The sequence below is a fragment of the Pantoea sp. SYBGC1 genome (assembly GCF_057197005.1).
Genome location: NZ_JBXUNM010000002.1, coordinates 175,946 through 201,127, shown reverse-complemented (window position 1 = coordinate 201,127; position 25,182 = coordinate 175,946). Strand labels below are relative to the sequence as shown.

Sequence of the window (25,182 nt, the reverse complement as noted above, 5' to 3'; positions counted from 1 at the left end):
GGATCAGAACACCGAGCGGCCCAGCCGGTCGCTCAGCTTCTCCAGCAGCGCGGTGCCGGCCAGTGAATTGCCTGAGCGATCCAGCGCCGGAGACCAGACGGCAATGCTCATCTCTCCCGGGATCACCGCAATAATCCCGCCGCCCACGCCGGATTTAGCCGGCATGCCTACCCGCCAGGCAAATTCGCCGGCGCCATCATACATGCCGCTGGTCATCATCAGCGCGTTCACCTGACGCGCCTGACGCGGCGAGATCACCGCCCGGCGGTTATCCTGTGTGCGTCCCTGGTTGGCCAGATAGAGAAATGTACGCGCCAGCTCGTTGCAGCTCATGGCCAGCGAACAGTAGTGAAAATAGGTCTCCATCACCTTACTGACATCGTTATTAAAATTGCCAAACGATTTCATCAGCCAGGCAATGGCAGCGTTACGGGCAGAGTGCTCATACTCAGAGCGCGCGACGCCGCGGTCATACAGAATATCCTCCTGCTGCGCCAGGCCACGGACAAATTCCAGCATGCGCTGGCGCGGAGCCGTGAGGCGGCTCTCCAGCAAATCGCACATCACCAGCGCGCCGGCGTTAATAAAGGGGTTACGCGGTTTGCCCTGTTCCAGTTCCAGCTGGACCAGCGAATTAAACGCCTGTCCGGAGGGCTCTTTACCTACGCGCTGCCAGATTTCAGCGTCTTCATACAGCGTCAGGGCCACCGTCAGCGACAGCACCTTAGAGATGGATTGCACCGAAAAGCGCGTAGCGGCATCACCCGCCTGATAGCACTCGCCAGACGGGGTACAGATCGCGATCCCCAGCTGGTCAGGCTCCACGTCCGCCAGCGCCGGAATATAATCCGCCACCTTTCCCTGCCGCGTCAGCGGCCGGACTTCGCTGATAATCTCTTCAAGCAATGCGTTACTGAGTTCTGACACATCCCGCTCCGATAGTAATGAATCTGGCCACAAGGGCGATGGCCAGGATGATGGTGATTTACAGGCGCCGCGTCAATCCGCCAGCCGCAATTCTGTGACACATTCTGTCGCGCGCGGTGCCGGCGCGGTTGCGCACTGTATATGATTTAACCGCAGCGTAAAATTCTGTTGCGAATGACCAGGTTACGGGCTGCCTGCTTTTGACTATGCTGGAACGGTGCAGGGCGCCGGGACGCTGCACATGGATTTCTGATTAGGAGAAACTGATGCCTGTTACACCTTCTGACGCTGAAGAGGCTATGCGTCGCCCTGGCCGGTTTATGCGGCTGCAAACGCTGCTGCGCCGGGACACCACGCCGGTAAAGCTGCTGCTGCTGGCGGCTCTGGTCGGCACCCTGACCGGCCTGGTGGGGGTGGCATTTAACCGGGCGGTCAACCTGATGCTGCAGCTGCGTATCGATACGCTCGCTGCACAGCATAGCGGTTTCATGACCGGAGCAATCTCTGCCTTTGCCGCCTCTGCCATCATGGGGGGCGTGGGCTATTTTCTGGTGCGCCGCTTTGCGCCTGAGGCGGGAGGCTCGGGTATTCCGGAAATTGAAGGTGCGCTGGAAGAGCTGCGTCCGGTGCGCTGGTGGCGCGTATTACCGGTAAAATTTTTTGGCGGCATGGGCGCACTCGGTTCCGGGATGGTGCTGGGCCGTGAAGGACCGACGGTGCAGCTGGGCGGGAATATCGGCGGCATGTGCAGCGATCTGTTTCGCCTGCGCAGCGCTGAATCGCGCCACACGCTGCTCGCAACCGGTGCGGCAGCCGGTCTTGCGGCGGCCTTCAACGCACCGCTGGCGGGAATTCTATTTATTATTGAAGAGATGCGTCCGCAGTTTCGCTACAGTCTGGTTTCAATCAAAGCGGTATTTGTTGGCGTCATCATGGCCAGCATCGTCTACCGGCTCTGCGAGGGTAACAGCGCTATCATCGATATCGGCCAGCTCAGAGATGCGCCGACTGATACGTTATGGCTCTATCTGCTGCTGGGGATTGTGTTTGGCGCTGTCGGCGTCGCGTTTAACCGGCTGATCTTCACTATGCAGGATCGCTTTCAGCGTCTGCATCGCGGGCGTACCGCGGCGTGGGTACTGTGGGGTAGCGTGCTGGCCGGACTCTGCGGTTTACTGGGTATGCTGCTGCCGCAGGCGGCCGGTGGCGGGATAACGCTGATCCCGGCATTCTCTGGCGGCGAATATAGCGCGCTTATGCTGTTCGGACTTTTTATTCTGCGCACGCTGGTGACGCTCTGCTGTTTCGCCTCCGGCGCACCGGGCGGCATTTTTGCGCCCATGCTGACGCTGGGCACGCTGCTGGGCACCTGTTTTGGTCAGATCGCTATAGCCTGGTTTCCGGCGTGGCATCTGGAAGCGGGCACCTTTGCGGTTGCCGGTATGGGCGCGCTGTTTGCTGCGTCGGTTCGCGCACCGCTGACGGGGATTGTGCTGGTGCTGGAGATGACCAGCAATTATCAGCTGATTCTGCCGATGATCATCACCTGTCTGGGCGCTACGCTGGCGGCACAATTTTTTGGCGGCAAGCCGCTCTATTCATCACTGCTGGCGCGCACGCTGGCGAAAACCCCGCTGAAAGAACCGCTGTCCCGCCATGCCAGCTGACCTGCCTGTGGCAGAGATAAGCGTGACCCTCACGCTTATTTCACCTATGCTGACTTGCGGCATCCCGTATCGCAGTCCACCTTTACTCTTTGACCTTTTAATATGGACGCACCATGCTCTGGTTATGGAACACGCTTATTTTGCTGGCAACCGTTGCACTGATGGAAGCGGTGGCGGCGCTCTCGCACAAATATATTATGCACGGCTGGGGATGGGGCTGGCATCTCTCTCATCATGAACCGCATACCAGCAGGTTTGAACTGAACGACCTTTACGCCGTTGTGTTTGCCGTGCTCTCAGTCGGGCTGATTTATTATGGCGTGCAGGGCATGTGGCCACTGCAGTGGATCGGCGCCGGGATGACCACCTACGGCGCACTCTATTTTATGGTGCATGACGGGCTGGTGCATCAGCGCTGGCCGTTTCGCTATATTCCGCGCAAAGGCTATCTGAAGCGGTTATATATGGCGCACCGGATGCACCATGCGGTGCGCGGGCGTGAAGGATGCGTCTCGTTTGGTTTTCTCTATGCGCCGCCGCTGCATAAGCTGCAGGCTACGCTGCGTGAACGTCACGGCCGCAAACCTAACGCGGCCGCTGCCACAGACCAGCAGGACGCGGCTGCGGACGCGCCACGCGAGAAGTAAGCGCAATCCCCGCGCCTTTGAGCAGCAGCGCCAGCTTCTCCCCTTTGCTGGTGCGCTGCCGGGCATCCCAGGCCCGCATACCTGCATCCTGCACTTTTACCCCGATTTCGCGATACACCCCGTGGGCCGTCGCGATAGCCCATGCCGAGCGCAACGGCAGATCGGGCAGCCCGCTGCGGGCCGAATGGTAGTAAGGCTCTGCCGCTGCTACCAGGCGTGCAGCCAGCGGCGCTATCGCCGCACGGTAGTGCGGATCGGCCAGCTGACTGGCACGTAACCCGGTTTCCGTCAGCCAGCTTTGCGGCAGATAGCAGCGCCCGTTTTGCGCATCTTCAACAATATCACGTGCAATATTCGTCAGCTGAAACGCCAGGCCGAGATCGCAGGCGTGATCGAGTACGTTCTCATCGCGTACGCCCATTACGCGTGCCATCATCAGACCCACGACGCCCGCCACGTGATAGCAGTAACGCAGCGTGTCATCAAACGTGATGTAGCGCTCTTCACGCGCGTCCATAGCGAACCCTTCCAGATGATCAAACGCCAGCTGGGGCGGAAGTTCATGCGTCAGCGCCACTTCCTGAAACGCACGAAAGGCGAGTTCATCCATATGCGCGCCGCTGTATGCGCGGCGGGTCTCAATCTGCAGATGCTGCATGCGCGTTTGCGCATCTGTCACCTGATGTTGCGTGCCACCTTCGCCCAGCGTCTGGCCATCAATCACATCATCACAGTGACGGCACCAGGCATAGAGCATCAGCGTACTGCGGCGCGTAGCCGGATCAAAAAGCTTTGCTGCGGTAGCGAAGCTTTTCGAGCCCACTGCCATAGTCTGCGTGACCTGCTCAATCAGGGGAGGCTGGTTCATCCGGCAAGATCCTCGACCATCAGCTGCGCGGTAGCTTTAGCTGAACCGACGACACCTGGCACGCCCGCGCCGGGATGGGTACCTGCACCGACCAGATAGAGGTTGCTGATATCAGCGTCGCGGTTATGCGGCCGGAACCAGGCGCTTTGGGTAAGAATTGGCTCTAGCGAAAACGCGGAGCCCTGATGTGCGTGCAGCGTGTCGCGGAAATCTTCCGGCGTGAACATACGCTGTGTCACTATCTGATTGCGCAGGCCTGGCATGTAGTGCTCCTCAAGATAAGCAAAAATACGGTCGCGGAAAAGCGGCCCTTCCTGCTGCCAGTCGATTGCGGCAGTGCCAAGGTGCGGAACCGGCGCCAGCACATAAAAGCTACCGCAGCCTGCCGGTGCCAGCGACGGATCGGTGGTGCAGGGCGCATGCAGGTAGAGCGAGAAATCGTCCGCCAGCTGATTGCTGTTAAATATTTCATTGATCAGCTCGCGATAACGCGGGCCGAAACAGACCGTATGGTGCGCCAGCTGAGCGTGCGGCTGATTAAGGCCAAAATAGAGCACAAACAGCGAATTACTCATTCGCTTCCGCTTCAGCGTGGCGGCGCGCTTACGGGCGACCGCATGGTGCTGCAGCAGCCGGTCATAGGTATGCACCACATCAGCATTGGAGGCCACGGCAGCAGCGTCAAAGCGACGTCCATCTTTTAGCTGCACGCCGCTGATGCGATTACCCTGCGTTTCCAGCTGGCTCACCTCGGCATTAAGCAGCAGCTCGCCGCCCAGGTCGCGAAACAGCCGCGCCATGCCGTCGACCAGCGCGCCGGTCCCGCCTCGCGGAAACCAGACGCCCCATTCCCGTTCCAGCGCATGAATCAAAGTGTAGATAGAGGATGTTGCAAATGGATTACCGCCCACCAGTAAAGAGTGGAACGAAAAGGCCTGGCGCAGATGATCGTCCTGAATAAATTTCGCCACCATATCGTATACGCTGCGCCACGCCTGCAGGCGGCCCAGCTGCGGACCGGCGCGTAGCATATCGCGGAAATTCAGGAACGGCACCGTACCGAGTTTGAGATACCCCTCTTTAAATACCGCCTGTGAATAGGCAAGAAACCGGCGATAGCCTTCAACATCCTGCGGATTAAACGCGGCAATCTGCTGCTCCAGCAGGGTCTGATTATTGTCATAATCAAGCACCTTGCCATCTTCCCAGCAGAGACGATAAAAGGGCGTCACCGGCATCAGCTCAACGTAGTCGCTGAGTTTTTTTCCCGCCAGCGTAAAAAGCGCTTCAATGGCGCTGGGATCGGTGATCACCGTCGGACCGGCATCAAAGGTAAAGCCCTCATCCTGCCATACGTAGGCGCGTCCGCCGGGTTTATCACGCTGCTCCAGCAGCGTGGTCGGAATACCCGCCGCCTGCAGACGAATAGCCAGAGCAAGGCCGCCAAAGCCCGCGCCAATCACATAAGTACGTTTCATTCTTTCTTCTCTGGTAGCGAAGGAGTCATCAACAGTGCGCGCAGCGCTTCTCCCACCGGCACCGGTGGTTTGCCACATAATATGCGTGCTTTATCCCTGAGAAAGAGCTCTCCGGCGTAAAAGCGACTGATAAGACCGGCATCAAGCCGGTAAAAACGTTGCATAACCTGCCAGCGTTTTTCCGGTCGTCCGGCGAGGAACAGCATACGATTGAGCAGGCGGAAAAAATGCTGCTCGCGCCACTGGCGCCGGGCAAAGCGTTCGATACGCTGGCTAAGCTTTTCTGCATCACAGGGCAGGGCAGACGCGATCTCATCCGCCAGCGCAACGGCAGAGGGCAGCGAATAGCCCGTGGTCGCATGAAACAGTCCGGCGCGCAGTCCGCTGCAGGGCTGACCCTGCTGCTGCTGCCAGAAGCGTTCAATATCGCCATCAAGCGTGATCGGCAGGGATCCCTGTTCTTCACGTAACAGGCGGCTCAGCTGCCAGCCCTGCTGCTCTGCATAGTGCATGATGTTTTGTCGCGCCTGTTCGCTATCGAGCGTGGCGTGATTGATATAGTGGGTATCTTCAATCAGCAGACGTTCAGCGCTGAGCGGCAGGGTATACACAAAGCGATAGCCGCTGTGCTGATCGACCGTGGCATCCATCAGAACCGGCTGTTGCAGACCGTGCGGACGTGCCAGATGCCACTCCTGACCGACAAACGACTGATAACCCAGCCGCAGGTGCGGCGTAGGCTGCAGGCCGCGTCCGTCAATCACAGCGCGGGCGTGCAGCACGTCGCCGTTCTCCAGCGTTACGCTTTGCGGTTTTACGCTGCGCACGGGCGCTGCGGTACGTAGTCTGTCTCCCAGCGTTTCACGCAGATGGCGGGCAAAGTCCTGTGAGGCGACGGAACAGTACTCCCCGCGCAGATTACGCCGCAGCGCCGGAAAGCGGACCTGATAGCCCGGCCAGCGCGCGGAAAGCAGCGGCTCCAGCCAGGCGAACTGTGCGTCACTGACATCGTCGCGGTGAAAAGACCAGGTGTGATTGCCTGCCGGCTGAGCGGCACCCTCCAGCAGCAGAATGTCAGGGGCCGGCTGCAGCTGCATCAGCCGCAGGGCGATCAGCCCGTTTGCCAGCCCGGCCCCCACCAGAATAAGATCGGCATGCGTTTCTGACATCAGGTCGCCTCCGCCAGCACAATTTGTTGCCGGCACAGCGCCTGTTCAGCGATATCCGCCGCGCGCTGACAGCCGCCAGCGCGCTGCAGCTGCGCCTGGATCGCGGACATGCGCAGACGATAGTGAGAATCGGACAGCAGCAATTGCAAATGCGTCTCCAGCTGATGAGTGCGGCTGAACCGTGAGGCGCGGCGCCCCACGCCATGCCATTCGATACGCGATGCCACACCGGGCTGGTCAAACGCGATAGGCAGCGCCAGCATTGGAATGCCCTGCGCCAGCGCTTCCAGCGCGCTATTCAGTCCGGCGTGCGTTATAAATACCTGAGCATGCTGCAGGGCAGCGTGCTGGTCGAGAAAATCGGTCACCCAGGCCGCCCCGGCCAGCTCCAGCTTGCGTACCTGATGCGCGGTCAGTCCGCCACAGTGGGCAACAACCAGTGATAATCCGAGATTGCAGCAGGCGCGCGCCAGGCGCAGAAACAGCCGAAAGCGACGTCCCTGAAGCGTACCCAGCGAAGCGTAGACCACCGGCTGACGCAGCGCGGGCCACGGCGGCGGCAGATGAGTAGTGATACTCTGCTGACGCAGCGGCCCTACAGCGTGATAGCAGGCGGGAAGCTGATGGCGCGGAAAATCAAATGCCGGCACCAGCTGGCTGATTTGGGCCAGCGATGAGAGGCAATCCTGCAGGCCTGAACGTGGCGATAAACCAAACGCGCGCGCATGATAAGCGATCACCTGGCGATGACGGCGCATGATGCGGTCATACATGCGGCTGCTGGCCGCAAAACGCTTCAGCGCCTTCTCATCCTGACCATAGCGAAACGACATCACCGCCAGCGGAATGCCCGCTTCGCGATTAACCGGCAGCGCGCAGGCAACGGAAATAAACGGCAGGCCCAGCGCCTCAGCCACCAGCCCGCCCGCGGCTTCCATCTGATCGGCAATCACGCCATCTACCTGCAGTTTTTTCAATACCGCCGGTAATTCACGACATAGCATATCGGTGGTTTCAGCCATATCGTTGATTACGCGAAACAGGGAAAAGCCGCCCGGTGCGGCCAGCCGCTGCAGAGCCGCCGCCAGAGATCCGGCCGGATGAGTTTGTTCACCCACCGGAGAAAAGGCGATGCGCTCATCCGTCAACAGCGTACGTGCGTCGGCCTGCTGGATAAAGGTAATGCGATGCCCGCGGCTGATAAGGGTCTGTGCCAGTGACTGCAGCGCGTGAAAATGGCTATAGAGTGGCGGCGCAATAACGGCAAAATGCCCCATAAATGATCCGCGTTAGTTGAACATTGCCAGCTGCTGATTAAACAGGGCATGCATATATTGACGGGTTGCAACGCCGCGATGACAGACGCATGCAAGATGTTCATCAGCGCTGCGCAGATGCTCGCGCAAACGGCGCTCCGCACCGTCAGCCCCCAGCATCTGAACCAGCGTCGATTTGCCCTGATCTTTATGAATATCTTTGCCGGTATGTTTACATCCATCAGCAAGATCGTCCAGGAGCTGAAAAGCCTGGCCCAGATCCTGTGCAAAGTAGCTAAGTTTCTGACGCATTACCGGCGCAGCATCGGTCACAATGGCTGCCATCTGCAGCGCAGCGCGAAAGAGTACGCTGGTTTTAAGTTCGTTAGTCATGGCAATCGCTTCCGGGCTGCGGCTCTGACTACCTTCATGCAGATCCTGAAACTGTCCCTGAACCAGCCCCTGCAAGCCTACCGCCGCAGAGAGTTCAGCAATGGCATCTGTTTTATGCTGGGGGAGCAAATCCGGCGCGAGCGCAATGACTTCATACGCGCGGCTGAGCAGCGCGACTGCTGCCAGGATAGCCACGTTTTCGCCAAACTCGCGATGCACAGTGGGACGACCGCGTCGCATCAGCGCATCGTCCATACAGGGGATATCATCCAGGATCAGCGAGGCCGCATGCACCATCTCAACCGCGCAGGCGAGATCGAGAATGCCACGCTTTGTCAGGTCATAGCCCATGTCACGCGCCGCCAGCAACAGCAGCAACGGACGTATGCGCTTACCGCTCGGCAGCGTGCCAGCGCGCATAGCGGCCCGCACGCGATCGGAGGGCTGTCCGGCTGGCAGCAGCAGCTCAAGATTCTCCTGCAGAGCATGGCAAAGCTGGCGAAGATCGTTTTCCTGATTTGCTGCAATTTCGGCATGGGCGGTCATAGCGGCTATCCATGGTTAATAAACGTGGCGCTTTTTTTATTAACCGTAGACTGCGCAGGGAAAGAATGCCAGCGATGACGACTCGTTAAGTCTCAGAAACCAATTATTTATATTAATTTACCGTCCCGGCTGGCTGGTCTTGCATCAGGCCGGGCAGATCGGAAGACATTGCTGTCAGCAGTTTCAGAAACAGCAGCGCGCAGAGCAGGAAAGAGAAGCAGGAAAGGTTATTTTTTGACCTGAAAAAACGAACTTGCCGATCGCGATCAAATTTCAGCCATCAGCATTGCAGGAAGATACCTGTAGTCAGAAAATAACCGGAGGCAGCAATGAGCAAATCACTAATGCGTTTATCGGATATGGCGCGCTATCTGGGCGTCTCACCTGCCGTGCTGATCCGCGCTATCTGTAATCGTGGCACGCTGGAGAAAGTGCCGCTCCCCTCTGCAATCGATGAAGAGCTGCCGCTCTCCAGCCGGCGCTGGTTACCACAGGAGGTCAGTCAGTTTCGCCATCAGCTACAGCGCCAGCGGCACAAGTAAACAGGCAGAGCCGATGTCTGTTCATCGGCTCTGCTGTATCAGGCGGCGACGCCTGCAGGATGAGAGGCCAGGTGACCCGCCCACAGGCTGGCAACCCATTTGACGCCTTTTGCGGTAAAGCGGGCCTGTGAGAAAGCGTGCTGGTTTTCACCCGTACCGGTGCGGAAAGAGAAATAGCCCGCCTGCACATGATGTTTCTGTGGCGCCAGCGTATTTTTCTCCCGGTACATAATATTGCGTTCAAGCAGGAACTGCCGGAAGTCAGTCTCTTTGACCTTCAGCATTTTACAGAGCTGACGAAATCCCAGCGCCTCATTGACCTCAGTAAAACGGTCAAAAAACTCCGCTTTTGGTGCAGAGAGTGCCAGCTGCTGCTCTGCGCGCCGCCGCTGTTCAAATTGCTCCGCCCAGGCACGGGCTGCTTCGGCCGGATCCGTGAAGTCCGGCAGCTGAGCGATCTTTTCTTTCTCCTGCCAGCGATCGAGCAGATCGGCGGTAAAGCCGGGCGAAAGTCGGGCTACGGCGAGTAACGAGTCACGTTTATTGAGCAGAAACTCCTGACGGCTCTCACCTTCATGCTCGTAAAGACTGACCGTAACAGGCTGGGAAAGGCGCTGTGCGGTTTCCAGGCTTTTAATCAGGCGCTTCACTTCGCCGTGCGTGATGCCAGTCAGTCTGGCAAGGTCACGGCTGCTCATCAGCAGAGACGCGGTTTGAGCAGCAAGAATTTCCGTTGAGATCATCATTCGTATCACCTCTTAATACGTCATTCAGTCATCAAGACTGCTGGATAAGTATACAACTTACTGTGGTTATATCCAGTGTTTTTTTTAATCAATTCGGTAGTGTTTCTGCTGCTGTGCGCCACGTTCCGTCGCAGCTGCAACCCGGTTACACAACGCGGGCAGAACTGCCGATGCGCTTGCCTAATCAGCAATTGATGCCAGGCTCAGGCAATTCGCCTTCAATAATGTCAGGCACCTGCTGCGCTTATTAATGAGGAGTTAAGAATGAAAGCGTTAACCTATCATGGCCCGCACAAAGTACGCGTTGAAACGGTTCCCGATCCGGTATTGCAGGAAGCGGATGATATTATTCTGCGTGTCACCGCAACCGCTATTTGCGGTTCTGATTTGCATTTATATCGCGGCAAAATCCCGAAAACTGAACATGGCGATATATTTGGTCATGAATTTATGGGTGAAGTGGTGGAAGCAGGCAGCGCCGTAACCAATGTGGCGATTGGCGATCGCGTGGTGGTGCCGTTTGTGGTCGCCTGCGGCGACTGCTTCTTCTGCCATCTGCATCAGTATGCTGCCTGTGAAACCACAAATCCGGGCCGCGGTGCGATACTCAATAAAAAAAATATCACGCCGCCCGCTGCCCTGTTTGGGTTCAGTCATCTATATGGCGGAATACCTGGCGGACAGGCAGAATATGTTCGCGTGCCGAAAGCGAATACCGGCCCGTTTAAAGTGCCGCTGGCGCTGCCGGATGACAAAGTGCTTTTCCTGTCAGATATCCTCCCGACCGCCTGGCAGGCGGTACAGAACGCCGGGCTGGATAAGGGCTCAAGCGTTGCGATTTTTGGTGCCGGCCCGGTAGGTCTGCTTAGCGCCGCCTGTGCAAGGCTGATGGGTGCTGAAGATATTTTTATGATTGATCATAACGCCTGGCGTCTGGAGTTTGCCCGTCAGCGCTATGGCGTTACGCCGATAAATTTTGATGAGATTGACGACCCTGCAGCCTGGATCATTGACCATACCAAAGGGAATCGCGGCGTCGATGCCGTGATTGATGCAGTCGGCTTTGAAGCCAAAGGCAGCCTGACCGAAACCGTCCTCAGCAATCTGAAACTTGAAGGCAGCAGCGGCAAAGCGCTGCGTCAGTGTATTGCGGCCGTGCGTCGCGGCGGGGTGGTCAGCGTGCCGGGCGTCTATGCCGGTTTTATCCATGGCTTCCTGTTTGGCGATGCGTTCGACAAAGGGCTGACCTTTAAAATGGGACAAACGCACGTGCACGCCTATCTGCCACGTCTGCTGTCGCTGATTGAACAGGGATTGTTAACGCCGGAAGAGATCGTTACGCATCATATGCCGCTGGATGCGGCGGCAGAGGGGTATGAGATCTTTGATAAACGCAAAGAGGATTGCCGCAAAATTATTCTGGTGCCGGGAATGAAATCCGCTACAGCTGAAGCCTGACGCTATGCAGGCTGCCACGTGGCAGCCTGCATAACAGAAATTCAGCGTACGCTGCCTTCGTCACGGTCGCTGAGTTCAGAAAGCGACACTTCAACAAACGGCATGTTATCCAGCCTGTCGCCGTAATCTTCACTGACGTCAGGCAGGCTGGTGAACTGACCATCAACAAACAGAAAACTCAGGTGCCGTTCAACCTCTTCCAGCAGCTCATCCACCTCTTTGGCGGTTTCACCCTGAGCATCTTTACCATCCAGTTTCCAGCGAAAATGATTACCCACGATTTCTGCGCTGCCAATATCAACCACTTTGGCATCGATATTTTCTAATAGCAGACGCTGGCGGGCAAAATAAAGCAGATAGGGCATCCGATCGCGATTAATTTCAGACATACATTACTCCTGAATAATATTTCAGTGCAGGAAATAGTTGCGTACAGCATATACCGACCAGTAAACCGCGTTCAGGCCCAGCCAGGCCCAGCAGCCCCAGTAGGCAACCGGTTCACGCCGGGTACGCAATTTAGGCAGAAATGCCAGCAAATAACCCGCCGCCGCAATAAGCGCAACGAAATAAAGAAATTTCATGCTTTCTCCTGATTATTTATCATCAGGTAAGCATAGTCAGATTAACGCATTTGTGGAGCGCAGCGCCGGATATCCGGCAATGAGTTTTTCCAGTGCCGCTGCGCTTGTTTCGTCTGCCGGTACGTAAACCAGCAGGCGGTCGCCATTACGTGAAGCGGACCACCAGTTATTCTGACGCAGCGTAAACTCCCCGGTTTCCGCCCGCCAGAAGCGCTTAACACGATTCTCCACTTTTCCCAGCTCGTAACGCTGCCAGGTTTGTGCAAATTCATCAGAACTGTTAATCAGGCGGGTCAGAAAGCTCTCCCAGTGCGGATCGCCAAGGTGTTCGCCCATCTGGCCGCGAAACATGGCCACCATCTGCGGCATGACCTCATCCCAGTCGCGCATCATGCCGCGCCAGCCAGGATGATTAAACGCCAGCCAGATACAGTTGCGATCCTCAGCCTCTACGCTTGCCAGATCAATACCCATCAGCGCACACCACGCAGCGTTGTAGCCAATGATGTCAAAACGCGGTGTCTCAATAATGGCCGGCAGCTGAATGGCATCCAGCATCTGCTGATTATGCTCAGCGAGTTTGCAGCAGGCGGCAACCTGGGGGGCGGGCAGTTTATGCCCGGCGAGCGAGAAAAGATGCTGCGTTTCGACGTCATTACACTGCAGTGCTGATGCGATCGCCGTCAGCGTTTTCAGCGACGCTTTAATATCGCGGCCCTGTTCCAGCCAGGTGTACCAGGTGACGCCGACATCAGCCAGCTGGGCGACCTCTTCGCGGCGCAGGCCCGGCGTGCGCCGCTGGCGCATACGCGGCAGACCCAGCCTGACCGGGTCGAGGTTTTCCCGTCGGGAACGCAAAAAGGCTCCCAGCAGTTTGCGATTCGTATGAACCTCTTTTTCAGCAAAGTTTACAGCGGGTTGCATTGCCATCAGCGCTACCTCTCCGGCCAGACGGGTGGTTTTAATACCATGATAATCAAAAACTGGTACCCGGTTATTTTTCAGCAGATGCTATGCCGCACTGAACAGGAAAACAAGGTGAAACTGATGCACACTCCGCAACTTCGTCAGGCGGGTCTGATGGTACTGCTGGCCGGGCTGTTACTGCCTATGATTGACTTCTCTATCGTTAACGTTGCGCTGGATGCAATGGCACATAGCCTGCAGGCAACGCCCACCGAGCTGGCGCTGATTGTTGCTGTTTATGGTATTACTTTTGCCGTTTGCCTGGCGATGGGGGGACGGCTGGGAGATAACTATGGACGGCGCCGGGTTTTTATCAGCGGCGTCGCGATCTTTGCCCTGGCTTCGCTGCTGTGCGGTATGGCAAGCGGAGCCGGGATGCTGATGTTTGCCCGCGCGCTGCAGGGGGTGGGTGCGGCACTTATCGTGCCGCAGATCCTGGCAACGCTGCATATTACGCTGCAGGGCAGGGAGCATGCGCGGGCGATTGGTCTCTATGGCGGAATGGGCGGGCTGGCGTTTGTGATTGGTCAGGTGCTGGGCGGCTTTCTTATCAAAGCCGATCCGGGTGGATATGGCTGGCGCAGCGTGTTTCTGATTAACCTGCCGATCTGTCTGGGTGTACTGATGGCTGCGCGCCGCTTTATACCGGAAACCCGCAATGCAACCCGCGTATCGGTTGATATCAGCAGTGCGCTGCTGCTGGGCGGAGCCACGGGCGCGCTGATGCTGAGCCTGGCGCTGGGACCAGTGCTGAACTGGCGCTGGCCGTGCGTGCTGTTACTGCTGCTGGCGCCGCTGTTTTTGCTGCAGCTGCGGCGGGTCTCTGTGCGTGCTGAAGCGGCAGGCCGTTTACCGCTGCTGCCCCCGTCACTGCTGCGTTTGCCCGGCGTGCGTTTCAGTCTGACGCTTGCCATTATTTTTTTCTCCTGCTGGAGCGGGTTTATGTTTGTCATGGCTCTGACGCTGCAGTCCGGGCTTGGCTTCAGCGCCCTTGACTCGGGTAATGCCTTTATTGCGCTGGGGGTAGCCTATTTTATCGGTGCTATGCGTTCGACCGCGCTGGTCACGCGCTTCGGCACGCGCGCAATGCTGCTGGCGGGCTGTGCTATTCAGATCACCGGCCTGCTGGCTCTGATGGCAACCCTGCAGCTCCGGTGGCCGCAGGCGGGTATTCTTGCGCTGGCGCCAGCCACGGCACTCATTGGATTTGGTCAGTCTTTTATCGTCAGTACCTTCTACCGTATTGGCATGCGCGATATTCCGCCTCATCAGGCGGGCGCCGGCAGCGCCATGTTGTCGACCGTGCAGCAGTCGGCGATGGGGCTGGGACCGATGCTGCTGGGCGGCGTGTTCAGCCATTTCAGCCAGACCGGCTCCTGGCTGAGTGCCATCAGCGGTACGCTGGGGACTGAACTGCTCTCCATGCTGGTACTGGTGGCGATAGCCTTAATGCAGCATGACAACGCGGCAACCACACCCGCAAAGGGATAACGTTCACGGTGACGGCGGCGTTTCCGGCAGACGCTGGCCGCTCTGCGCATCGAACAGATGGATTTTTTCCATGCGCAGCGCAATCGTCAGCGGATCGCCGCTGCCGGCTGCGTGACGACCGGATACCTGCATATGCAGCGTGTGCCCGTGCCACGTCAGGTGCAGCAGCGTGGATTCTCCGGTGATCTCCGTAACGGCGACCTGAGCCAGGCTGCCCTGTGTCGCCGGTATCAAATCGTGGGGGCGGATGCCAATCATCAGCGCGGCCCCGTCCTGTGCCGCTTGCTGCCAGCGTGGCGGAAGCGGCTGCCAGAGATCTTCACATTCGATGCCGGGTACGCCATCCCGCGTCACCAGACGTGCCGGCAGCAGATTCATCGGAGGCGAGCCGATAAAGCGGGCGACAAACAGATCCGCAGGACGATCGTAAATGCTAAGCGGGGCGCCCTGCTGAACGATCTGACCTTCGCGCATCACCACAATCTGATCGGCCAGCGTCATCGCCTCGACCTGATCGTGCGTGACATAAATCATGGTGGTTTTAAAACGCTGGTGCAGCGCTTTGATCTCAGCCCGCAGCTCCATGCGCAGCTGAGCATCAAGGTTAGAAAGCGGTTCATCAAACAGGAAAACCTGAGGATTTCGCACCATCGCCCGGCCCATCGCCACGCGCTGACGCTGGCCGCCGGAGAGGGCGCGCGGGTAGCGCTGCAGCAATTTATCGATACCCAGAATAGCGGCCACGCGCGCAATCTTACTCTGCTGCTCCGCGCGGCCCACCTTTTTAACCTGCATATGAAAGGCGAGGTTTTCAGCCACGGTAAGGTGCGGATAGAGCGCGTAGCTCTGAAACACCATTGCCATGTCGCGATCGGCCGGATCGCGATCGCCAATCGGTATATCGTTCATCAGAATGGTTCCCTCTGACAGACTATCCAGCCCGGCCAGCAGCCTCAGCAGCGTGGACTTACCGCAGCCGGACGGGCCGACCAGTACGGTAAAACTGCCATCGGGAATGCTGAGACTGAGCGGATGCAATACCGTCTGTTTGCCGTAGCGTCTGGCGACGCTGACGAGCTCAATACTGGCCATAAATTACCTCTCCTCTGCAGAAAATGGCAGCTGTTGCCAGCCGGGATAGCGGCGTGGCTGCGTGCTGATCGCCTGTGATGCCACGGCAATGCCCCACTGCAGCGCGCGGCTCAGCGGCTGCTGATGTAACAGCGCAGTGAGAAAGCCGGCGTTGAAACTGTCACCGGCTCCTATGGTATCCACGACGGTGACGTGAGTGGCAGGCTGTTCCAGCCACTGCGCACCCTGCCAGCAGGCGGCACCTGCACTACCGCGCTTCACCACGCAGCCGCCACGTCCGCTCAGGGTTCCCGCCAGCTGCCGTGCGCTCTCCGGCAGCGTTGCCGCCGCGCCGAGGCCCAGCGTCTCTGCTTCATTCAGTAACAGCCAGTCGCAGAACGGCAGCCACTGCGCAACCTGCTGCCGCACCGCCGTGCTCCAGCCCTGCGGAGGCCAGCCGGTATCTACGGCGATCGTAAAGCCGCGCTGGCGCAGCGCCTGCAGCAGCGCGGCATAGTGCGTAGTGAGTGCCAGACAGAGAAAAGTGCCGCACAGCAGGACAATATCTCCCGGCGAGGCACGCAGCGGGATTTGATCCAGTACGTCATCCACGCTGAGTTGCGCCACGTGACCAAAATTGCTCAGAAACGAGCGCTCGTGATCGCTGTGCGTAATGCCAACGGTGACAGAGGTTTCGCAGGCGTAGCGTCTCCAGTGCGCCGCACTGTGGGGAAAGTAGTCCGCCAGCCAGGCGCTGAGGCCATCATTCCCCTGATTAGCGACAGCGCGATGGCGGACCTGCATCGCTTCCAGCGCCAGCGCACAGTTACCTGCCGAGCCGCCCGGACGCAGTTCACTCTGAGGGAGCATGACTTCAGTGCCGCGCTGTGGCCAGCTATCCAGTGTGCCCATGATTAAATCGGCGTTAACGTTGCCAGCAACGTAGAGCGTTGCGTTACAGTCAGTTGTCATCCTTTACTCCCGCCGCTGGCCAGACCGCTCACCAGCGTTTTCTGTAGCCAGACAGCAATTAACAGAGGGGGAACCGCAGCCAGAATGCCAACCGCAGCAATCAGCCCATCATCGGTTGCGCGTCCGGCAGTAAAGCCGGCAATGGTCACCGGCAGCGTTTGCGCCGTAATATTGCTGGTGAACAGCAGGGCATAGAAAAATTCATCCCACGCCAGCAGCCAGCCAAACAGCGCTGCGGCGCCCAGAACCGGTTTTGCCAGCGGCAGCGTGATGCGCAGCAGCACCTGCCACACCCGCAGGCCATCAAGCCGCGCTGCCTGTTCGATATCACGCGGCAGGGTGTCAAACTGGTTTTTGAGCATCCAGGTCAGAAACGGCAGGATCAGCGAACAGTAAACGATAATCAGACCCGGACGGGTGTTCAGCAGATCCAGCTGCTGCAGCAGAAAGTAGAGCGGCAGGACAAAGGCCACCGGCGGCACCATATAGATGGCCAGTGACGCAAACAGCCAGCCGTCGCGTCCGGGGTAGCGCGAAAAGCTGAAAGCGGCCGGGATCGCCAGCAGCAGACAGACCAGCGTTCCGCCCGTGGCTACCAGCAGACTGTTACCCAGCGCATGCAGAAACAGGGTTCCCGGTTCACCCGGGGCCAGTGACAAAAGCCGGCCGTAGCGGCTGAAATCCCACTGGCGCGGTATCCACTCCAGCGGCACGCGCGTCAGGTCGCTGGTGGCGCTGACGCTCATCAGAAACAGCCAGCCCATCGGGGCCAGAACCGACAACGCCACGGCGGCTGCCGCCACATATTTAGCCACAGATATCATCTTACGCTTCATGCGCACTCCCCCGGCGACGCTGCCGCCACAGCAGCAGCATATAGAGCGCGATCAGCACGGCGCACAGCAGCGTCATCAGGATGGCATAGGCCGCTCCGCTGCCGGCGCGCAGATAACTGAACGACTCCTGATAGACGTAGAAACTGAGCGTTTTGGTGCTATCCACCGGCCCGCCCCGGGTCATGACATAGATGATGTCGAATATTTTGAACGCATCGATAGTGCGCAGTACCAGCGCCACGCTGAGCGCCCCGACAATGGCCGGAAAGGTAATGGCGCGAAACCGTCGCCAGGCTGAGGCGCCGTCCAGGCGCGCTGCCTCGAAAAGATCGTCCGGAATCGACTGCAGCGCGGCCAGCACCAGCAGCGTGACCAGCGGATAGTTCTTCCACACATCAGCAAACATCACGGCGTTAAGCGCTGAGTCGGGTGAACCCAGCCAGCTGCGATAGCCATCCAGGATACCGAGCTGTGTCAGCAGCGCGTTCACGCTGCCGTAGTCCGGATTAAAATTAAGCCGCCACATCATCGCGTTAACAATCGTCGGCAGCGCCCACGGCAGGATCACCAGCACGCGCAGTACGTTGCGGCCGGTAAACCGCTGATTAAGCAGCAGCGCCACCAGCACGCCAATGACGCCCTCGAAAGCAACCGACACCAGCGTAAAATAGAGCGTGCGCCACAGCGAAAGCCGGAAATCGGGATCGCTTAAGGCGTACAGGTAGTTCTCCACGCCGATCCAGCCGGGCGCATCGCCGCTGCCTATCAGGGCTGCGTCGGTAAAACTCAGCCAGATGGTCCGCATCAGCGGCCAGGCGGTAAGCAGCAGCATGACCAGCAGCATGGGGGCCAGCAGCACCCACGCCTGCCGTCGCTCACGTTGACGCAAACTCAGCATGCCCGCTCCTTAGCGCAGCCGCGCGGCACTTTTATCGACCGCCTGCATGGCGGCTTCCGGGGTCGCGCCGCCGGTCAGCACCTGCTGCAGCTGCTGCTGCAGCGTGCTGGAGAGACGCGAATAGTCCGCGGTTTCAGGGCGTGACAGCATTACGCTCAGCGACGTATCCGCTGCCTTAATCAGGCTCTCCTGATCTTTCATCACCGCCGCATCCTGATAAGAGCTTTTCCAGATAGGCAGGCTCAGACGGGCATAGTTGTTCTGCACCGGCTGAGAGGTCATGTACCGGATATACTGCCACGCCTGATCGGCATGGGTGCTGCCGCTGGCGATACCGAGCCCCATTGATCCGTTGACCGCGCCCGCTTTGCCTGGCGCATCGCCGGGTGCAGGCATAATGCCAACCTGACCTGCAACTTTACTCTGTTTTGCATCGTTGGCCATGTTGTACATGTAGGTCCAGTTCAGCGCGAACGCGGCGTCGCCGTTGGAGAACGCTTTGCGCACATCTTCTTCCAGATACTCACGTGAGGCGGGGTTAGTCAGTCCGTCATCAAGCGAGCTTTTCATCAGTTTGACCGCCTGCAGGGAAGCGGGGCTGGAGAAATTAAGCTTGCCGTTCTGATAGAACTGCCCGCCAAAGCCGGAGACCAGCGTGGTGTAGTCACACACCAGCGCTTCCGCCTGCGACCAGCTCCACACCAGCGGATAATTCACGATCTTTTTCTCTTTAATAATGCGCGCGTCATCCATTACCTGCTGCCAGGTTTGCGGCAGGTCGCGGATGCCCGCTTTCTCCAGCATCGCTTTGTTGTAGTACAGATATTTGGTATCCAGAATCCACGGCATACCGAGCGTTTTACCGTTGAACACTACGGTTTTAAGCGCACCGGGGAAAATCTGCGCCTTATCTTCGGCACTGATACGGCTGCTGACATCCTGCAGCAGGTTAAACTTTGTGAATTCCGCTGGCCAGATCGCATCAAACAGCACCACGTCGTAGCCATTTCCGCCTGCACCCCGTGCCGCGATAATCTTGTCGTGCAGCGCTTCATACGGCACAAACTCAAGGTTGACTTTTACATCCGGATTCGCTTTTTCAAACGCCTGCGTCATAGCGCGAATGTCGCTCTCGCTGTAGGCTGCCTGAGTCATAAACAGCGCGTTGAGTGAGGTGGCCGCCGACGCGCTGGCAGCGCTGGCGAGCAGAAACAGTGCCAAACAACCCTGAACCGATTTTTTCATGATATGTCCGCCTGAAAGCTGTGAGAGATTAATTAAATCAATTTGATTGATTTAATAACGTGCGCAAAAGTGTGCGTCAGTTGCCATGCCACAGAAAGGTAAGCAAGCGATGTGCCAGAAACGATCTGCTGCGGGTCCTGCTTCTACTTTGCACGTTTTCCCGCCGCTGTCAGGTAAACAGGTTGTAAACTGTGTCAGCGATCATAGATATTGTTGCGGTGGCAGAGCGGCCAGGCGCGAAAAGGAAACAGCACGATGAGAACATCAGGGACTAACCTTGAACACGCGCGGGCGCATAACCGGCGCGTGATCATTGAGGCCATTCGCCTGCATGGTGAACTGACACGGGCTGAGCTGGCGCGGCTCACGGCCCTGACCGCGCAAACGGTATCTAATATCGTCGCTGAACTTGAACAGGCGGAACTGCTGATAAGCCACGGACCGCGACGTCAGGGACGCGGACAGCCCGCTATTCCCGTCACGCTGAATCCGGCCAGTGCGTTCTCAATCGGTATTCATCTTGATCACCAGACGCTGCTGATGGTGCTGGTGGATTTAACCGGCGAGATCCATTTTCGCCGTCTCATTTTGGTGCAAAAACCGGAGCCGGCTGCCACGCTGGCGCGCATCGCCTCGGTACTGAACGAGATTAAGTCGCAGCCGGATATCCGCTGGCACAAGGTACTGGGTATCGGCGTTGTGATGCCCGGGCCCTTTGGCGTTGAGGGGCTCTCTTCGCTGGGGCCGACCACGCTGCACGGCTGGGAGGATGTCGATATTGCAGGCGAGCTGGCGGCACTCAGTCAGCTGCCGGTGACGCTGGAAAATGATGCCACGGTAGCGGCAATTGGCGAACGTTTTCACGGCGTGGCGCGTCATCTTAATTCGTTTATCTATCTCTACATTGGTACCGGGCTGGGTGCAGGCATCATTGTGGATGGTCACGTCTGCAGCGGTGATGCACATAACGCCGGTGAAGTCGGCCATATGGTGGTGGATCCCGGCGGGCGCGACTGCTACTGCGGCAATCAGGGATGTCTGGAGCGTTACGTCTCGCTGCAGGCAGCCTATGAGTTCTGCGGGCTTGATCCCATGACCGCGCTGCCGGACGATCTGCTGGCGGTGCCGGCAGAGCTGTTTGACGCGTGGATTACCACTGCGCTGACGCCGCTGCGCCAGGCAATCAATATACTGGAGTGCATCTTTGACGCGGAGAGCGTGATCATTGGCGGTATGATGCCCGCCGCCCTGCTGGAGAAGATCGTTGCGCGCCTGCCGCCGCTTTACCAGTCTGTGCGCGGGCGCTACCTGACCGCCACGCGCATACGTACCGGAATGAGCGGCAGTGATACCGCCGCGCTGGGTGCGGCAGCGCTGCCGCTGTTTGATGAGTTTAATCCGCAGTTTCAGGTATTAATGAAATGAGCATGCTGATGCGCCAGGCTGGCGCCGGTAATTCTGCGCGGCGTCTGCATACGCTTTAGCCGTTTATTGCGCCAGTGCGAAAAAATCTGTGCGGCCCGTTTCCTGCCGGCGATATTTTATTTACATTGCCAGCAACTTTTTGCTGACCCAGCGGACTCTGCAATGACTACTCCTGCCTTACCGGTAATCTGCCTCGATCTCGGCGGTTCATTTATTAAACTTGGCGTGATGACGCAGGCTGAACAGATCCAGCTGCTCGATGAGCAGCCGATGCCCGCCCGCTCCTGGGACACGTTTTGCACTGCCGTCAGCGATACAATCGCCAGACATCAGGCTCATTTCAGCGCGCACTCCCCGGTCGCGGTTTCCACCGCCGGGATTGTAGCGCCGCTGAGCGGCGAAATGTTTGCCAGTAACATACCCGCCTTTCACGGGCGTCATATGGCGCAGGAGCTTGGCGCATATTTGCAGCGTCCGGTCACGGTCCATAACGATGCTGACTGTTTTGCCGTTGCGGAGGCGCTGGCCGGGGCAGGGCAGGGGCATAAAGTGGTGCTGGGCGCTATCCTCGGTTCAGGCGTGGGTGGCGGACTGGTAGCAGATGGCCGGCTGATCACCGGTCAAAATGGCTTAACCGGTGAGTGGGGACATGGCCCGATCACGCTGCGCGAAGTTGACATCGCAGGCAAAACGGTTGCCATACCGCGTCAGCCGTGCCCGTGCGGTCAGAGCGGCTGTCTTGATACCTATGGCGGAGCGCGCGGTCTGGAAACCCTGCACCGCGTGCTGCATGATGAAACGCTCAGCAGCAAAGCGATCGTTTCACGCTGGCAGGCAGAGGAAAACCTGGCGCAGCAGACGCTGGAGGCGTGGCTCCAGCTGGTGAGTGAGCCGCTGGCCTACACCGTTAACATCACCGGAGCGAGCTGCGTCGCCGTCGGCGGCGGGCTCGCCTCCGTTGTTCCGCTGATAGCTGCCCTTAACGAGGCGGTGCAGCAGCGGGTGCTGCGCCGTACCCCGCAGCCGCTGGTGATCCCCGGCCGCCATGCTCATCAGGGTGGCATGCTGGGTGCGGCGCTGCTGGCGCTGGCTCACTGAGCCGCCAGTTTTTGCTGTAAAAACGCAATAAACTGCCGGTGGATCTCGCTGCGCTGGCGATGCTGCGGATAGAGTGCATTAAGGTGCAGCGAGGCGGGCTGCCACGCATCCAGCACGCGTATCAACGCGCCGCTGGCCAGCGCCGGCGCCACAATAAATTCCGGCAGCAGGATCAGCCCCAGCCCGGCAATCGCCGCATCGCGCAGCATTTCACCATTATTGCTGACCATCGGCCCCTGGACTGCAACAACGCTGCGCTGCCCGTCCCTGAACAGCTCCCAACCCTGCTGACTTTCGCGGCCGTAGCGCAGGCAGCGGTGCTGCGACAGCTCCGAAGGCGTCTCCGGCGCTCCGGCACCCTGAATATAGGCGGGGCTGCCGCAGATCACCCGCCGGAATTCGCCCAGCCTGCGTGCGATCAGGCTGGAGTCGGGCAGAGTGCCGATACGAATAGCCATATCAAATCCCTCCCCCACCATATCAACATGGCGATCGGCCAGCTCAACCTGAAACTGCAGGCCGGGATGCAGCGTGAGGAATTCAGCAATGTAGGGGGAGAGATGCGTAATGCCAAACGACATCGGCACGCTCAGGCGGAAGTTACCCTGCAGAGCCTGATGACGACCGGATACTGCCAGTTCCGCTTCCTGTACATCATCCAGTATGCGCTGTGCGTGATGCGCAAACAGCAGGCCATTTTCTGTCACCGAAAGCTTGCGGGTATTACGGTTGAGCAGGCGGGTGCCCAGCGCCGCCTCCAGTGCCGCCATACGGCGGCTGACATACTGCTTTGAAAGCATCAGCTGTTCAGCGGCTGCACTGAAATTGCCCGCATGGATAACAGCAACGTAAATACGAAGATCGTCTATCTGCATAGTGTCCACTAAATCGTGACAGTGATTGTCATTTCAGTACATTGTTGAGCAAATAAGTTTACGTATACTGAATCACATCAGGAAGCAAAATCGTTTCCCTTACTTATTCAGGAGCAGATCATGATTGAACAACGCCTTTCAAATCAGCGCGGTACCGGCGATCACGGCTGGCTGTATTCACGCCACACTTTTTCCTTTGCAGGCTACCGCGATCCACAGCAGGTGGGCTTCTCTGATCTGCTGGTGATTAACGACGACCAGGTTGCACCCGGTCGCGGCTTTGGTGCCCATCCGCACAACAATATGGAGATCATCTCCTATGTGCTGGAAGGTGCTCTGGAGCACAAAGACTCAATGGGTACCGGTTCTGTTATCGTGCCGGGTGATGTGCAGCTGATGAGCGCTGGCAGCGGCGTGACGCACAGCGAGTTTAATCACTCGAAAAGCGACAACGTGCATTTTCTGCAGATCTGGATTGTGCCGGCAGAGCGCAATACCGCGCCAGGCTATCAGCAGGTTTCCGTGGCGGAACAGGATAAGCGCGGCAAACTGCGCCTGATTGTCTCGCCGCAGGGCGAGTCCGGTTCGCTGCAGGTGCGACAGGATATGCGCATTTATGCCGGCCTGTTCAGCGGTGATGAGCAGCAGACGCTGACGCTGGCAGCCGATCGCTACGCCTATATTCATGTTGCGCGCGGCAGTGTTGAGGTTAATGGCGTGCGCTTCAGCGCGGGCGACGGCGCGCGGGTGCGTAATGAAACGGCGCTGACTTTTGCGAACGGTAACGATGCCGAGGTGCTGGTGTTTGATCTGCGTCCGCTTGAAGTGAATCATCCTCAGCGTTAATAGCGTAAAAGGGTAGCGTGCTGCGGCGCGCTACCCTTTATTCATGACTCTTCTCCATTATTTCTTCACCATTGGCTGTTTTATCAGCGCTTAATTCGGAGCCCGGACAGGGCCAGGCTTAAATAAGAATTTTTACCTTTCTTAAATTTCTGCAGCACTTTAAATTCTCATCCTGAGACCCATGCTGCCTGCCGGCAAAGGGCGATCAAATAACTAACAACATTAACCTGATTGCATTCCATTATTAAATGGTAATGAGGATTTTGATGACTTTAAAACGCAGCTTTAATATTGCCGCCGTACTGGTGCTGGCTTTGTCTGTTACCGCATGCAGCGGCATGTCTCATCGTGGTAAAAATACCGCAATTGGTGCTGGTGTCGGCGCCCTGGGCGGTGCTGTGCTGACCGGCGGCAGTACCTTCGGTACGCTGGGCGGGGCGGCTATTGGCGGATTGATTGGCCATGAAGCAAGTCGTTAAACAGTAAATATGACAGGACGCGCATAATGGTATTATTGCGCGTCCTGTAAATAAGCTTATTTCTGCATTGCACGCCATTATTAAACAGGCGGAACAAACGTAATGCTTTATCAGCCTTAATCAATATTAAGCTGATGGATAGCCAGCACGGCCCGTGCGGCTTCTTTTCCTTTCTTAATAAAATGTTCGGTATAAAATGATTCCAGTTCATTGACCGGCTGAAAATTATGTGGCGTCAGTGAAACAGAAAACACCGGTACGTTGGTACTGAGCTGCACGCTCATCAGGCCGTCAACCACTGCCTGCGCAACAAAATCGTGACGGTAAATCCCGCCATCCACCACCAGCGCGGCACAGACAATGGCATCAAAACGACCGGTTTCGGCCAGGCGTTTTGCCAGCAGCGGCATCTCAAAAGCACCGGGCACATCATAGGTTTTCAGCACGCTGTCTGTGCCCTGCTCGTTGAATTCACTGACAAATCCCGCCAGCGCATTGTTCACAATATCTTTATGCCAGCCAGCCTTGATAAAGGCGATTTTAATCTGTTCCATAAGTCTTCCGTCATTTGCCAAAGTAGAGTAGGCGGATAATTATCCGTAAATTTTCATCATTTTCATTAACATGAGTGTGTATAACATAGCCTGATTGCGCGATCCACTTCGTTGCGATGCAGGTTTTTCATGTCACCTCCGGGCC

At 57.8% G+C, this 25,182-nt stretch carries 26 protein-coding genes; 9 read left to right on the top strand and 17 right to left on the bottom strand.

Annotated elements, in window-relative coordinates; genetic code table 11:
• Positions 1-3: 3 nt before the first annotated feature.
• The gene (gene glsB, locus AC2CF9_RS06430; protein ID WP_150017047.1) at positions 4-927 is read right to left on the bottom strand and encodes a glutaminase B; all 924 of its coding nucleotides are present in this window, start codon (positions 925-927) and stop codon (positions 4-6) included.
• A 266-nt stretch (positions 928-1,193) separates the two neighbouring features.
• Here glsB and clcA point away from each other — a divergent pair, with 266 nt between their 5' ends.
• Positions 1,194-2,594, top strand: a complete 1,401-nt coding sequence (clcA, locus tag AC2CF9_RS06425) for a H(+)/Cl(-) exchange transporter ClcA (RefSeq protein WP_484556541.1) — start codon at positions 1,194-1,196, stop codon at positions 2,592-2,594.
• A 113-nt stretch (positions 2,595-2,707) separates the two neighbouring features.
• A complete protein-coding gene (locus AC2CF9_RS06420; RefSeq protein ID WP_065647494.1) occupies positions 2,708-3,241 on the top strand; it encodes a sterol desaturase family protein in 534 nt (177 codons plus the stop codon).
• Here the strand turns inward: AC2CF9_RS06420 and crtB are convergent.
• Genes crtB through AC2CF9_RS06395 form a run of 5 tightly spaced genes read right to left on the bottom strand, consistent with a single transcriptional unit; the run spans position 3,180 to position 8,951 of the window.
• Positions 3,180-4,109 (bottom strand): 15-cis-phytoene synthase CrtB, encoded by a 930-nt coding sequence (gene crtB, locus AC2CF9_RS06415; RefSeq protein ID WP_484556540.1) that lies wholly within the window; start codon positions 4,107-4,109, stop codon positions 3,180-3,182. The genes AC2CF9_RS06420 and crtB overlap by 62 nt on opposite strands.
• Positions 4,106-5,587, bottom strand: a complete 1,482-nt coding sequence (locus AC2CF9_RS06410; RefSeq protein WP_484556539.1) for a phytoene desaturase — start codon at positions 5,585-5,587, stop codon at positions 4,106-4,108. The genes crtB and AC2CF9_RS06410 overlap by 4 nt, the downstream gene beginning before the upstream one ends.
• Positions 5,584-6,756, bottom strand: a complete 1,173-nt coding sequence (crtY, locus tag AC2CF9_RS06405) for a lycopene beta-cyclase CrtY (protein WP_484556538.1) — start codon at positions 6,754-6,756, stop codon at positions 5,584-5,586. The genes AC2CF9_RS06410 and crtY overlap by 4 nt, the downstream gene beginning before the upstream one ends.
• A complete protein-coding gene (locus AC2CF9_RS06400) occupies positions 6,756-8,033 on the bottom strand; it encodes a glycosyltransferase (protein WP_484556537.1) in 1,278 nt (425 codons plus the stop codon). Before AC2CF9_RS06400 ends, crtY begins: the two co-directional genes overlap by 1 nt.
• Before the next feature lie 12 nt (positions 8,034-8,045).
• Positions 8,046-8,951, bottom strand: coding sequence for a polyprenyl synthetase family protein (locus tag AC2CF9_RS06395; RefSeq protein WP_150017053.1), 906 nt, complete (start codon positions 8,949-8,951; stop codon positions 8,046-8,048).
• Positions 8,952-9,280: 329 nt separating this feature from the next.
• Between AC2CF9_RS06395 and AC2CF9_RS06390 the strand changes: the two genes are divergently transcribed.
• The gene (locus tag AC2CF9_RS06390; RefSeq protein ID WP_484556536.1) at positions 9,281-9,493 is read left to right on the top strand and encodes a hypothetical protein; all 213 of its coding nucleotides are present in this window, start codon (positions 9,281-9,283) and stop codon (positions 9,491-9,493) included.
• Between the two features lie 38 nt (positions 9,494-9,531).
• On the opposite strand, the gene AC2CF9_RS06385 is transcribed toward AC2CF9_RS06390, so the two are convergent.
• A complete protein-coding gene (locus AC2CF9_RS06385; RefSeq protein ID WP_071668402.1) occupies positions 9,532-10,239 on the bottom strand; it encodes a phage antirepressor KilAC domain-containing protein in 708 nt (235 codons plus the stop codon).
• Between the two features lie 264 nt (positions 10,240-10,503).
• Between AC2CF9_RS06385 and AC2CF9_RS06380 the strand changes: the two genes are divergently transcribed.
• Positions 10,504-11,697, top strand: a complete 1,194-nt coding sequence (locus tag AC2CF9_RS06380; RefSeq protein ID WP_484556535.1) for a zinc-dependent alcohol dehydrogenase — start codon at positions 10,504-10,506, stop codon at positions 11,695-11,697.
• A 41-nt stretch (positions 11,698-11,738) separates the two neighbouring features.
• Here the strand turns inward: AC2CF9_RS06380 and AC2CF9_RS06375 are convergent, their stop codons facing one another.
• From AC2CF9_RS06375 to AC2CF9_RS06365, 3 genes are read right to left on the bottom strand one after another with little or no spacing between them, the layout of a single operon-like run.
• Positions 11,739-12,086: a hypothetical protein gene (locus AC2CF9_RS06375; RefSeq protein ID WP_071668401.1), complete on the bottom strand. Its 348-nt coding sequence runs from the start codon at positions 12,084-12,086 to the stop codon at positions 11,739-11,741.
• 21 nt (positions 12,087-12,107) lie between these two features.
• Positions 12,108-12,281 (bottom strand): hypothetical protein, encoded by a 174-nt coding sequence (locus tag AC2CF9_RS06370; protein ID WP_190314939.1) that lies wholly within the window; start codon positions 12,279-12,281, stop codon positions 12,108-12,110.
• A gap of 36 nt (positions 12,282-12,317) precedes the next feature.
• Positions 12,318-13,211, bottom strand: a complete 894-nt coding sequence (locus tag AC2CF9_RS06365) for a helix-turn-helix transcriptional regulator (RefSeq protein ID WP_484556534.1) — start codon at positions 13,209-13,211, stop codon at positions 12,318-12,320.
• A 117-nt stretch (positions 13,212-13,328) separates the two neighbouring features.
• On the opposite strand from AC2CF9_RS06365, the gene AC2CF9_RS06360 reads away from it, so the two are divergent.
• Entirely contained in the window at positions 13,329-14,738 is a 1,410-nt protein-coding gene (locus AC2CF9_RS06360; protein WP_484556641.1) for an MFS transporter, read from the top strand.
• A 3-nt stretch (positions 14,739-14,741) separates the two neighbouring features.
• Here AC2CF9_RS06360 and AC2CF9_RS06355 read toward each other — a convergent pair whose 3' ends face one another.
• Genes AC2CF9_RS06355 through AC2CF9_RS06335 form a run of 5 tightly spaced genes read right to left on the bottom strand, consistent with a single transcriptional unit; the run spans position 14,742 to position 19,760 of the window.
• Positions 14,742-15,830 carry an ABC transporter ATP-binding protein gene (locus tag AC2CF9_RS06355; protein ID WP_484556533.1) on the bottom strand — a complete coding sequence of 363 codons (1,089 nt, stop codon included), beginning with the start codon at positions 15,828-15,830 and terminating at the stop codon, positions 14,742-14,744.
• Positions 15,831-15,833: 3 nt separating this feature from the next.
• Positions 15,834-16,781: a carbohydrate kinase family protein gene (locus AC2CF9_RS06350; protein ID WP_484556532.1), complete on the bottom strand. Its 948-nt coding sequence runs from the start codon at positions 16,779-16,781 to the stop codon at positions 15,834-15,836.
• Entirely contained in the window at positions 16,778-17,617 is an 840-nt protein-coding gene (locus AC2CF9_RS06345; RefSeq protein WP_484556531.1) for a carbohydrate ABC transporter permease, read from the bottom strand. The genes AC2CF9_RS06350 and AC2CF9_RS06345 overlap by 4 nt, the downstream gene beginning before the upstream one ends.
• A complete protein-coding gene (locus tag AC2CF9_RS06340) occupies positions 17,607-18,515 on the bottom strand; it encodes a carbohydrate ABC transporter permease (protein ID WP_113655311.1) in 909 nt (302 codons plus the stop codon). Before AC2CF9_RS06340 ends, AC2CF9_RS06345 begins: the two co-directional genes overlap by 11 nt.
• A gap of 9 nt (positions 18,516-18,524) precedes the next feature.
• The gene (locus tag AC2CF9_RS06335) at positions 18,525-19,760 is read right to left on the bottom strand and encodes an extracellular solute-binding protein (protein WP_484556530.1); all 1,236 of its coding nucleotides are present in this window, start codon (positions 19,758-19,760) and stop codon (positions 18,525-18,527) included.
• Between the two features lie 255 nt (positions 19,761-20,015).
• On the opposite strand from AC2CF9_RS06335, the gene AC2CF9_RS06330 reads away from it, so the two are divergent.
• Both AC2CF9_RS06330 and AC2CF9_RS06325 read left to right on the top strand, forming a co-directional pair.
• The gene (locus AC2CF9_RS06330; RefSeq protein WP_484556529.1) at positions 20,016-21,185 is read left to right on the top strand and encodes an ROK family transcriptional regulator; all 1,170 of its coding nucleotides are present in this window, start codon (positions 20,016-20,018) and stop codon (positions 21,183-21,185) included.
• A 162-nt stretch (positions 21,186-21,347) separates the two neighbouring features.
• Positions 21,348-22,283 carry an ROK family protein gene (locus AC2CF9_RS06325; RefSeq protein ID WP_484556528.1) on the top strand — a complete coding sequence of 312 codons (936 nt, stop codon included), beginning with the start codon at positions 21,348-21,350 and terminating at the stop codon, positions 22,281-22,283.
• Here the strand turns inward: AC2CF9_RS06325 and AC2CF9_RS06320 are convergent.
• Positions 22,277-23,158, bottom strand: a complete 882-nt coding sequence (locus tag AC2CF9_RS06320; RefSeq protein ID WP_484556527.1) for a LysR family transcriptional regulator — start codon at positions 23,156-23,158, stop codon at positions 22,277-22,279. The two genes, AC2CF9_RS06325 and AC2CF9_RS06320, sit on opposite strands and share 7 nt — an antisense overlap.
• Positions 23,159-23,278: 120 nt before the next feature.
• Here AC2CF9_RS06320 and AC2CF9_RS06315 point away from each other — a divergent pair, with 120 nt between their 5' ends.
• Positions 23,279-24,004 (top strand): pirin family protein, encoded by a 726-nt coding sequence (locus tag AC2CF9_RS06315; RefSeq protein ID WP_484556526.1) that lies wholly within the window; start codon positions 23,279-23,281, stop codon positions 24,002-24,004.
• A gap of 266 nt (positions 24,005-24,270) precedes the next feature.
• Positions 24,271-24,483, top strand: a complete 213-nt coding sequence (locus AC2CF9_RS06310) for a glycine zipper 2TM domain-containing protein (RefSeq protein WP_040113630.1) — start codon at positions 24,271-24,273, stop codon at positions 24,481-24,483.
• 116 nt (positions 24,484-24,599) lie between these two features.
• Here the strand turns inward: AC2CF9_RS06310 and AC2CF9_RS06305 are convergent, their stop codons facing one another.
• A complete protein-coding gene (locus tag AC2CF9_RS06305; protein WP_484556525.1) occupies positions 24,600-25,037 on the bottom strand; it encodes a 6,7-dimethyl-8-ribityllumazine synthase in 438 nt (145 codons plus the stop codon).
• Between the last annotated feature and the right edge of the window lie 145 nt (positions 25,038-25,182).

Coding starts and splice junctions, on each gene's coding strand:
- AC2CF9_RS06340 (WP_113655311.1), bottom strand. CDS start 18,515: ATGCTGAGTTTGCGTCAACGTGAGCGACGGCAGGCGTGGGTGCTGCTG.
- AC2CF9_RS06310 (WP_040113630.1), top strand. CDS start 24,271: ATGACTTTAAAACGCAGCTTTAATATTGCCGCCGTACTGGTGCTGGCT.
- AC2CF9_RS06315 (WP_484556526.1), top strand. CDS start 23,279: ATGATTGAACAACGCCTTTCAAATCAGCGCGGTACCGGCGATCACGGC.
- AC2CF9_RS06325 (WP_484556528.1), top strand. CDS start 21,348: ATGACTACTCCTGCCTTACCGGTAATCTGCCTCGATCTCGGCGGTTCA.
- AC2CF9_RS06390 (WP_484556536.1), top strand. CDS start 9,281: ATGAGCAAATCACTAATGCGTTTATCGGATATGGCGCGCTATCTGGGC.
- clcA (WP_484556541.1), top strand. CDS start 1,194: ATGCCTGTTACACCTTCTGACGCTGAAGAGGCTATGCGTCGCCCTGGC.
- AC2CF9_RS06330 (WP_484556529.1), top strand. CDS start 20,016: ATGAGAACATCAGGGACTAACCTTGAACACGCGCGGGCGCATAACCGG.
- AC2CF9_RS06375 (WP_071668401.1), bottom strand. CDS start 12,086: ATGTCTGAAATTAATCGCGATCGGATGCCCTATCTGCTTTATTTTGCC.
- AC2CF9_RS06400 (WP_484556537.1), bottom strand. CDS start 8,033: ATGGGGCATTTTGCCGTTATTGCGCCGCCACTCTATAGCCATTTTCAC.
- AC2CF9_RS06380 (WP_484556535.1), top strand. CDS start 10,504: ATGAAAGCGTTAACCTATCATGGCCCGCACAAAGTACGCGTTGAAACG.
- AC2CF9_RS06370 (WP_190314939.1), bottom strand. CDS start 12,281: ATGAAATTTCTTTATTTCGTTGCGCTTATTGCGGCGGCGGGTTATTTG.
- AC2CF9_RS06385 (WP_071668402.1), bottom strand. CDS start 10,239: ATGATGATCTCAACGGAAATTCTTGCTGCTCAAACCGCGTCTCTGCTG.
- AC2CF9_RS06420 (WP_065647494.1), top strand. CDS start 2,708: ATGCTCTGGTTATGGAACACGCTTATTTTGCTGGCAACCGTTGCACTG.
- AC2CF9_RS06305 (WP_484556525.1), bottom strand. CDS start 25,037: ATGGAACAGATTAAAATCGCCTTTATCAAGGCTGGCTGGCATAAAGAT.
- AC2CF9_RS06365 (WP_484556534.1), bottom strand. CDS start 13,211: ATGGCAATGCAACCCGCTGTAAACTTTGCTGAAAAAGAGGTTCATACG.
- AC2CF9_RS06360 (WP_484556641.1), top strand. CDS start 13,329: ATGCACACTCCGCAACTTCGTCAGGCGGGTCTGATGGTACTGCTGGCC.
- AC2CF9_RS06345 (WP_484556531.1), bottom strand. CDS start 17,617: ATGAAGCGTAAGATGATATCTGTGGCTAAATATGTGGCGGCAGCCGCC.
- AC2CF9_RS06410 (WP_484556539.1), bottom strand. CDS start 5,587: ATGAAACGTACTTATGTGATTGGCGCGGGCTTTGGCGGCCTTGCTCTG.
- crtY (WP_484556538.1), bottom strand. CDS start 6,756: ATGTCAGAAACGCATGCCGATCTTATTCTGGTGGGGGCCGGGCTGGCA.
- crtB (WP_484556540.1), bottom strand. CDS start 4,109: ATGAACCAGCCTCCCCTGATTGAGCAGGTCACGCAGACTATGGCAGTG.
- AC2CF9_RS06395 (WP_150017053.1), bottom strand. CDS start 8,951: ATGACCGCCCATGCCGAAATTGCAGCAAATCAGGAAAACGATCTTCGC.
- AC2CF9_RS06335 (WP_484556530.1), bottom strand. CDS start 19,760: ATGAAAAAATCGGTTCAGGGTTGTTTGGCACTGTTTCTGCTCGCCAGC.
- AC2CF9_RS06355 (WP_484556533.1), bottom strand. CDS start 15,830: ATGGCCAGTATTGAGCTCGTCAGCGTCGCCAGACGCTACGGCAAACAG.
- AC2CF9_RS06350 (WP_484556532.1), bottom strand. CDS start 16,781: ATGACAACTGACTGTAACGCAACGCTCTACGTTGCTGGCAACGTTAAC.
- AC2CF9_RS06320 (WP_484556527.1), bottom strand. CDS start 23,158: ATGCAGATAGACGATCTTCGTATTTACGTTGCTGTTATCCATGCGGGC.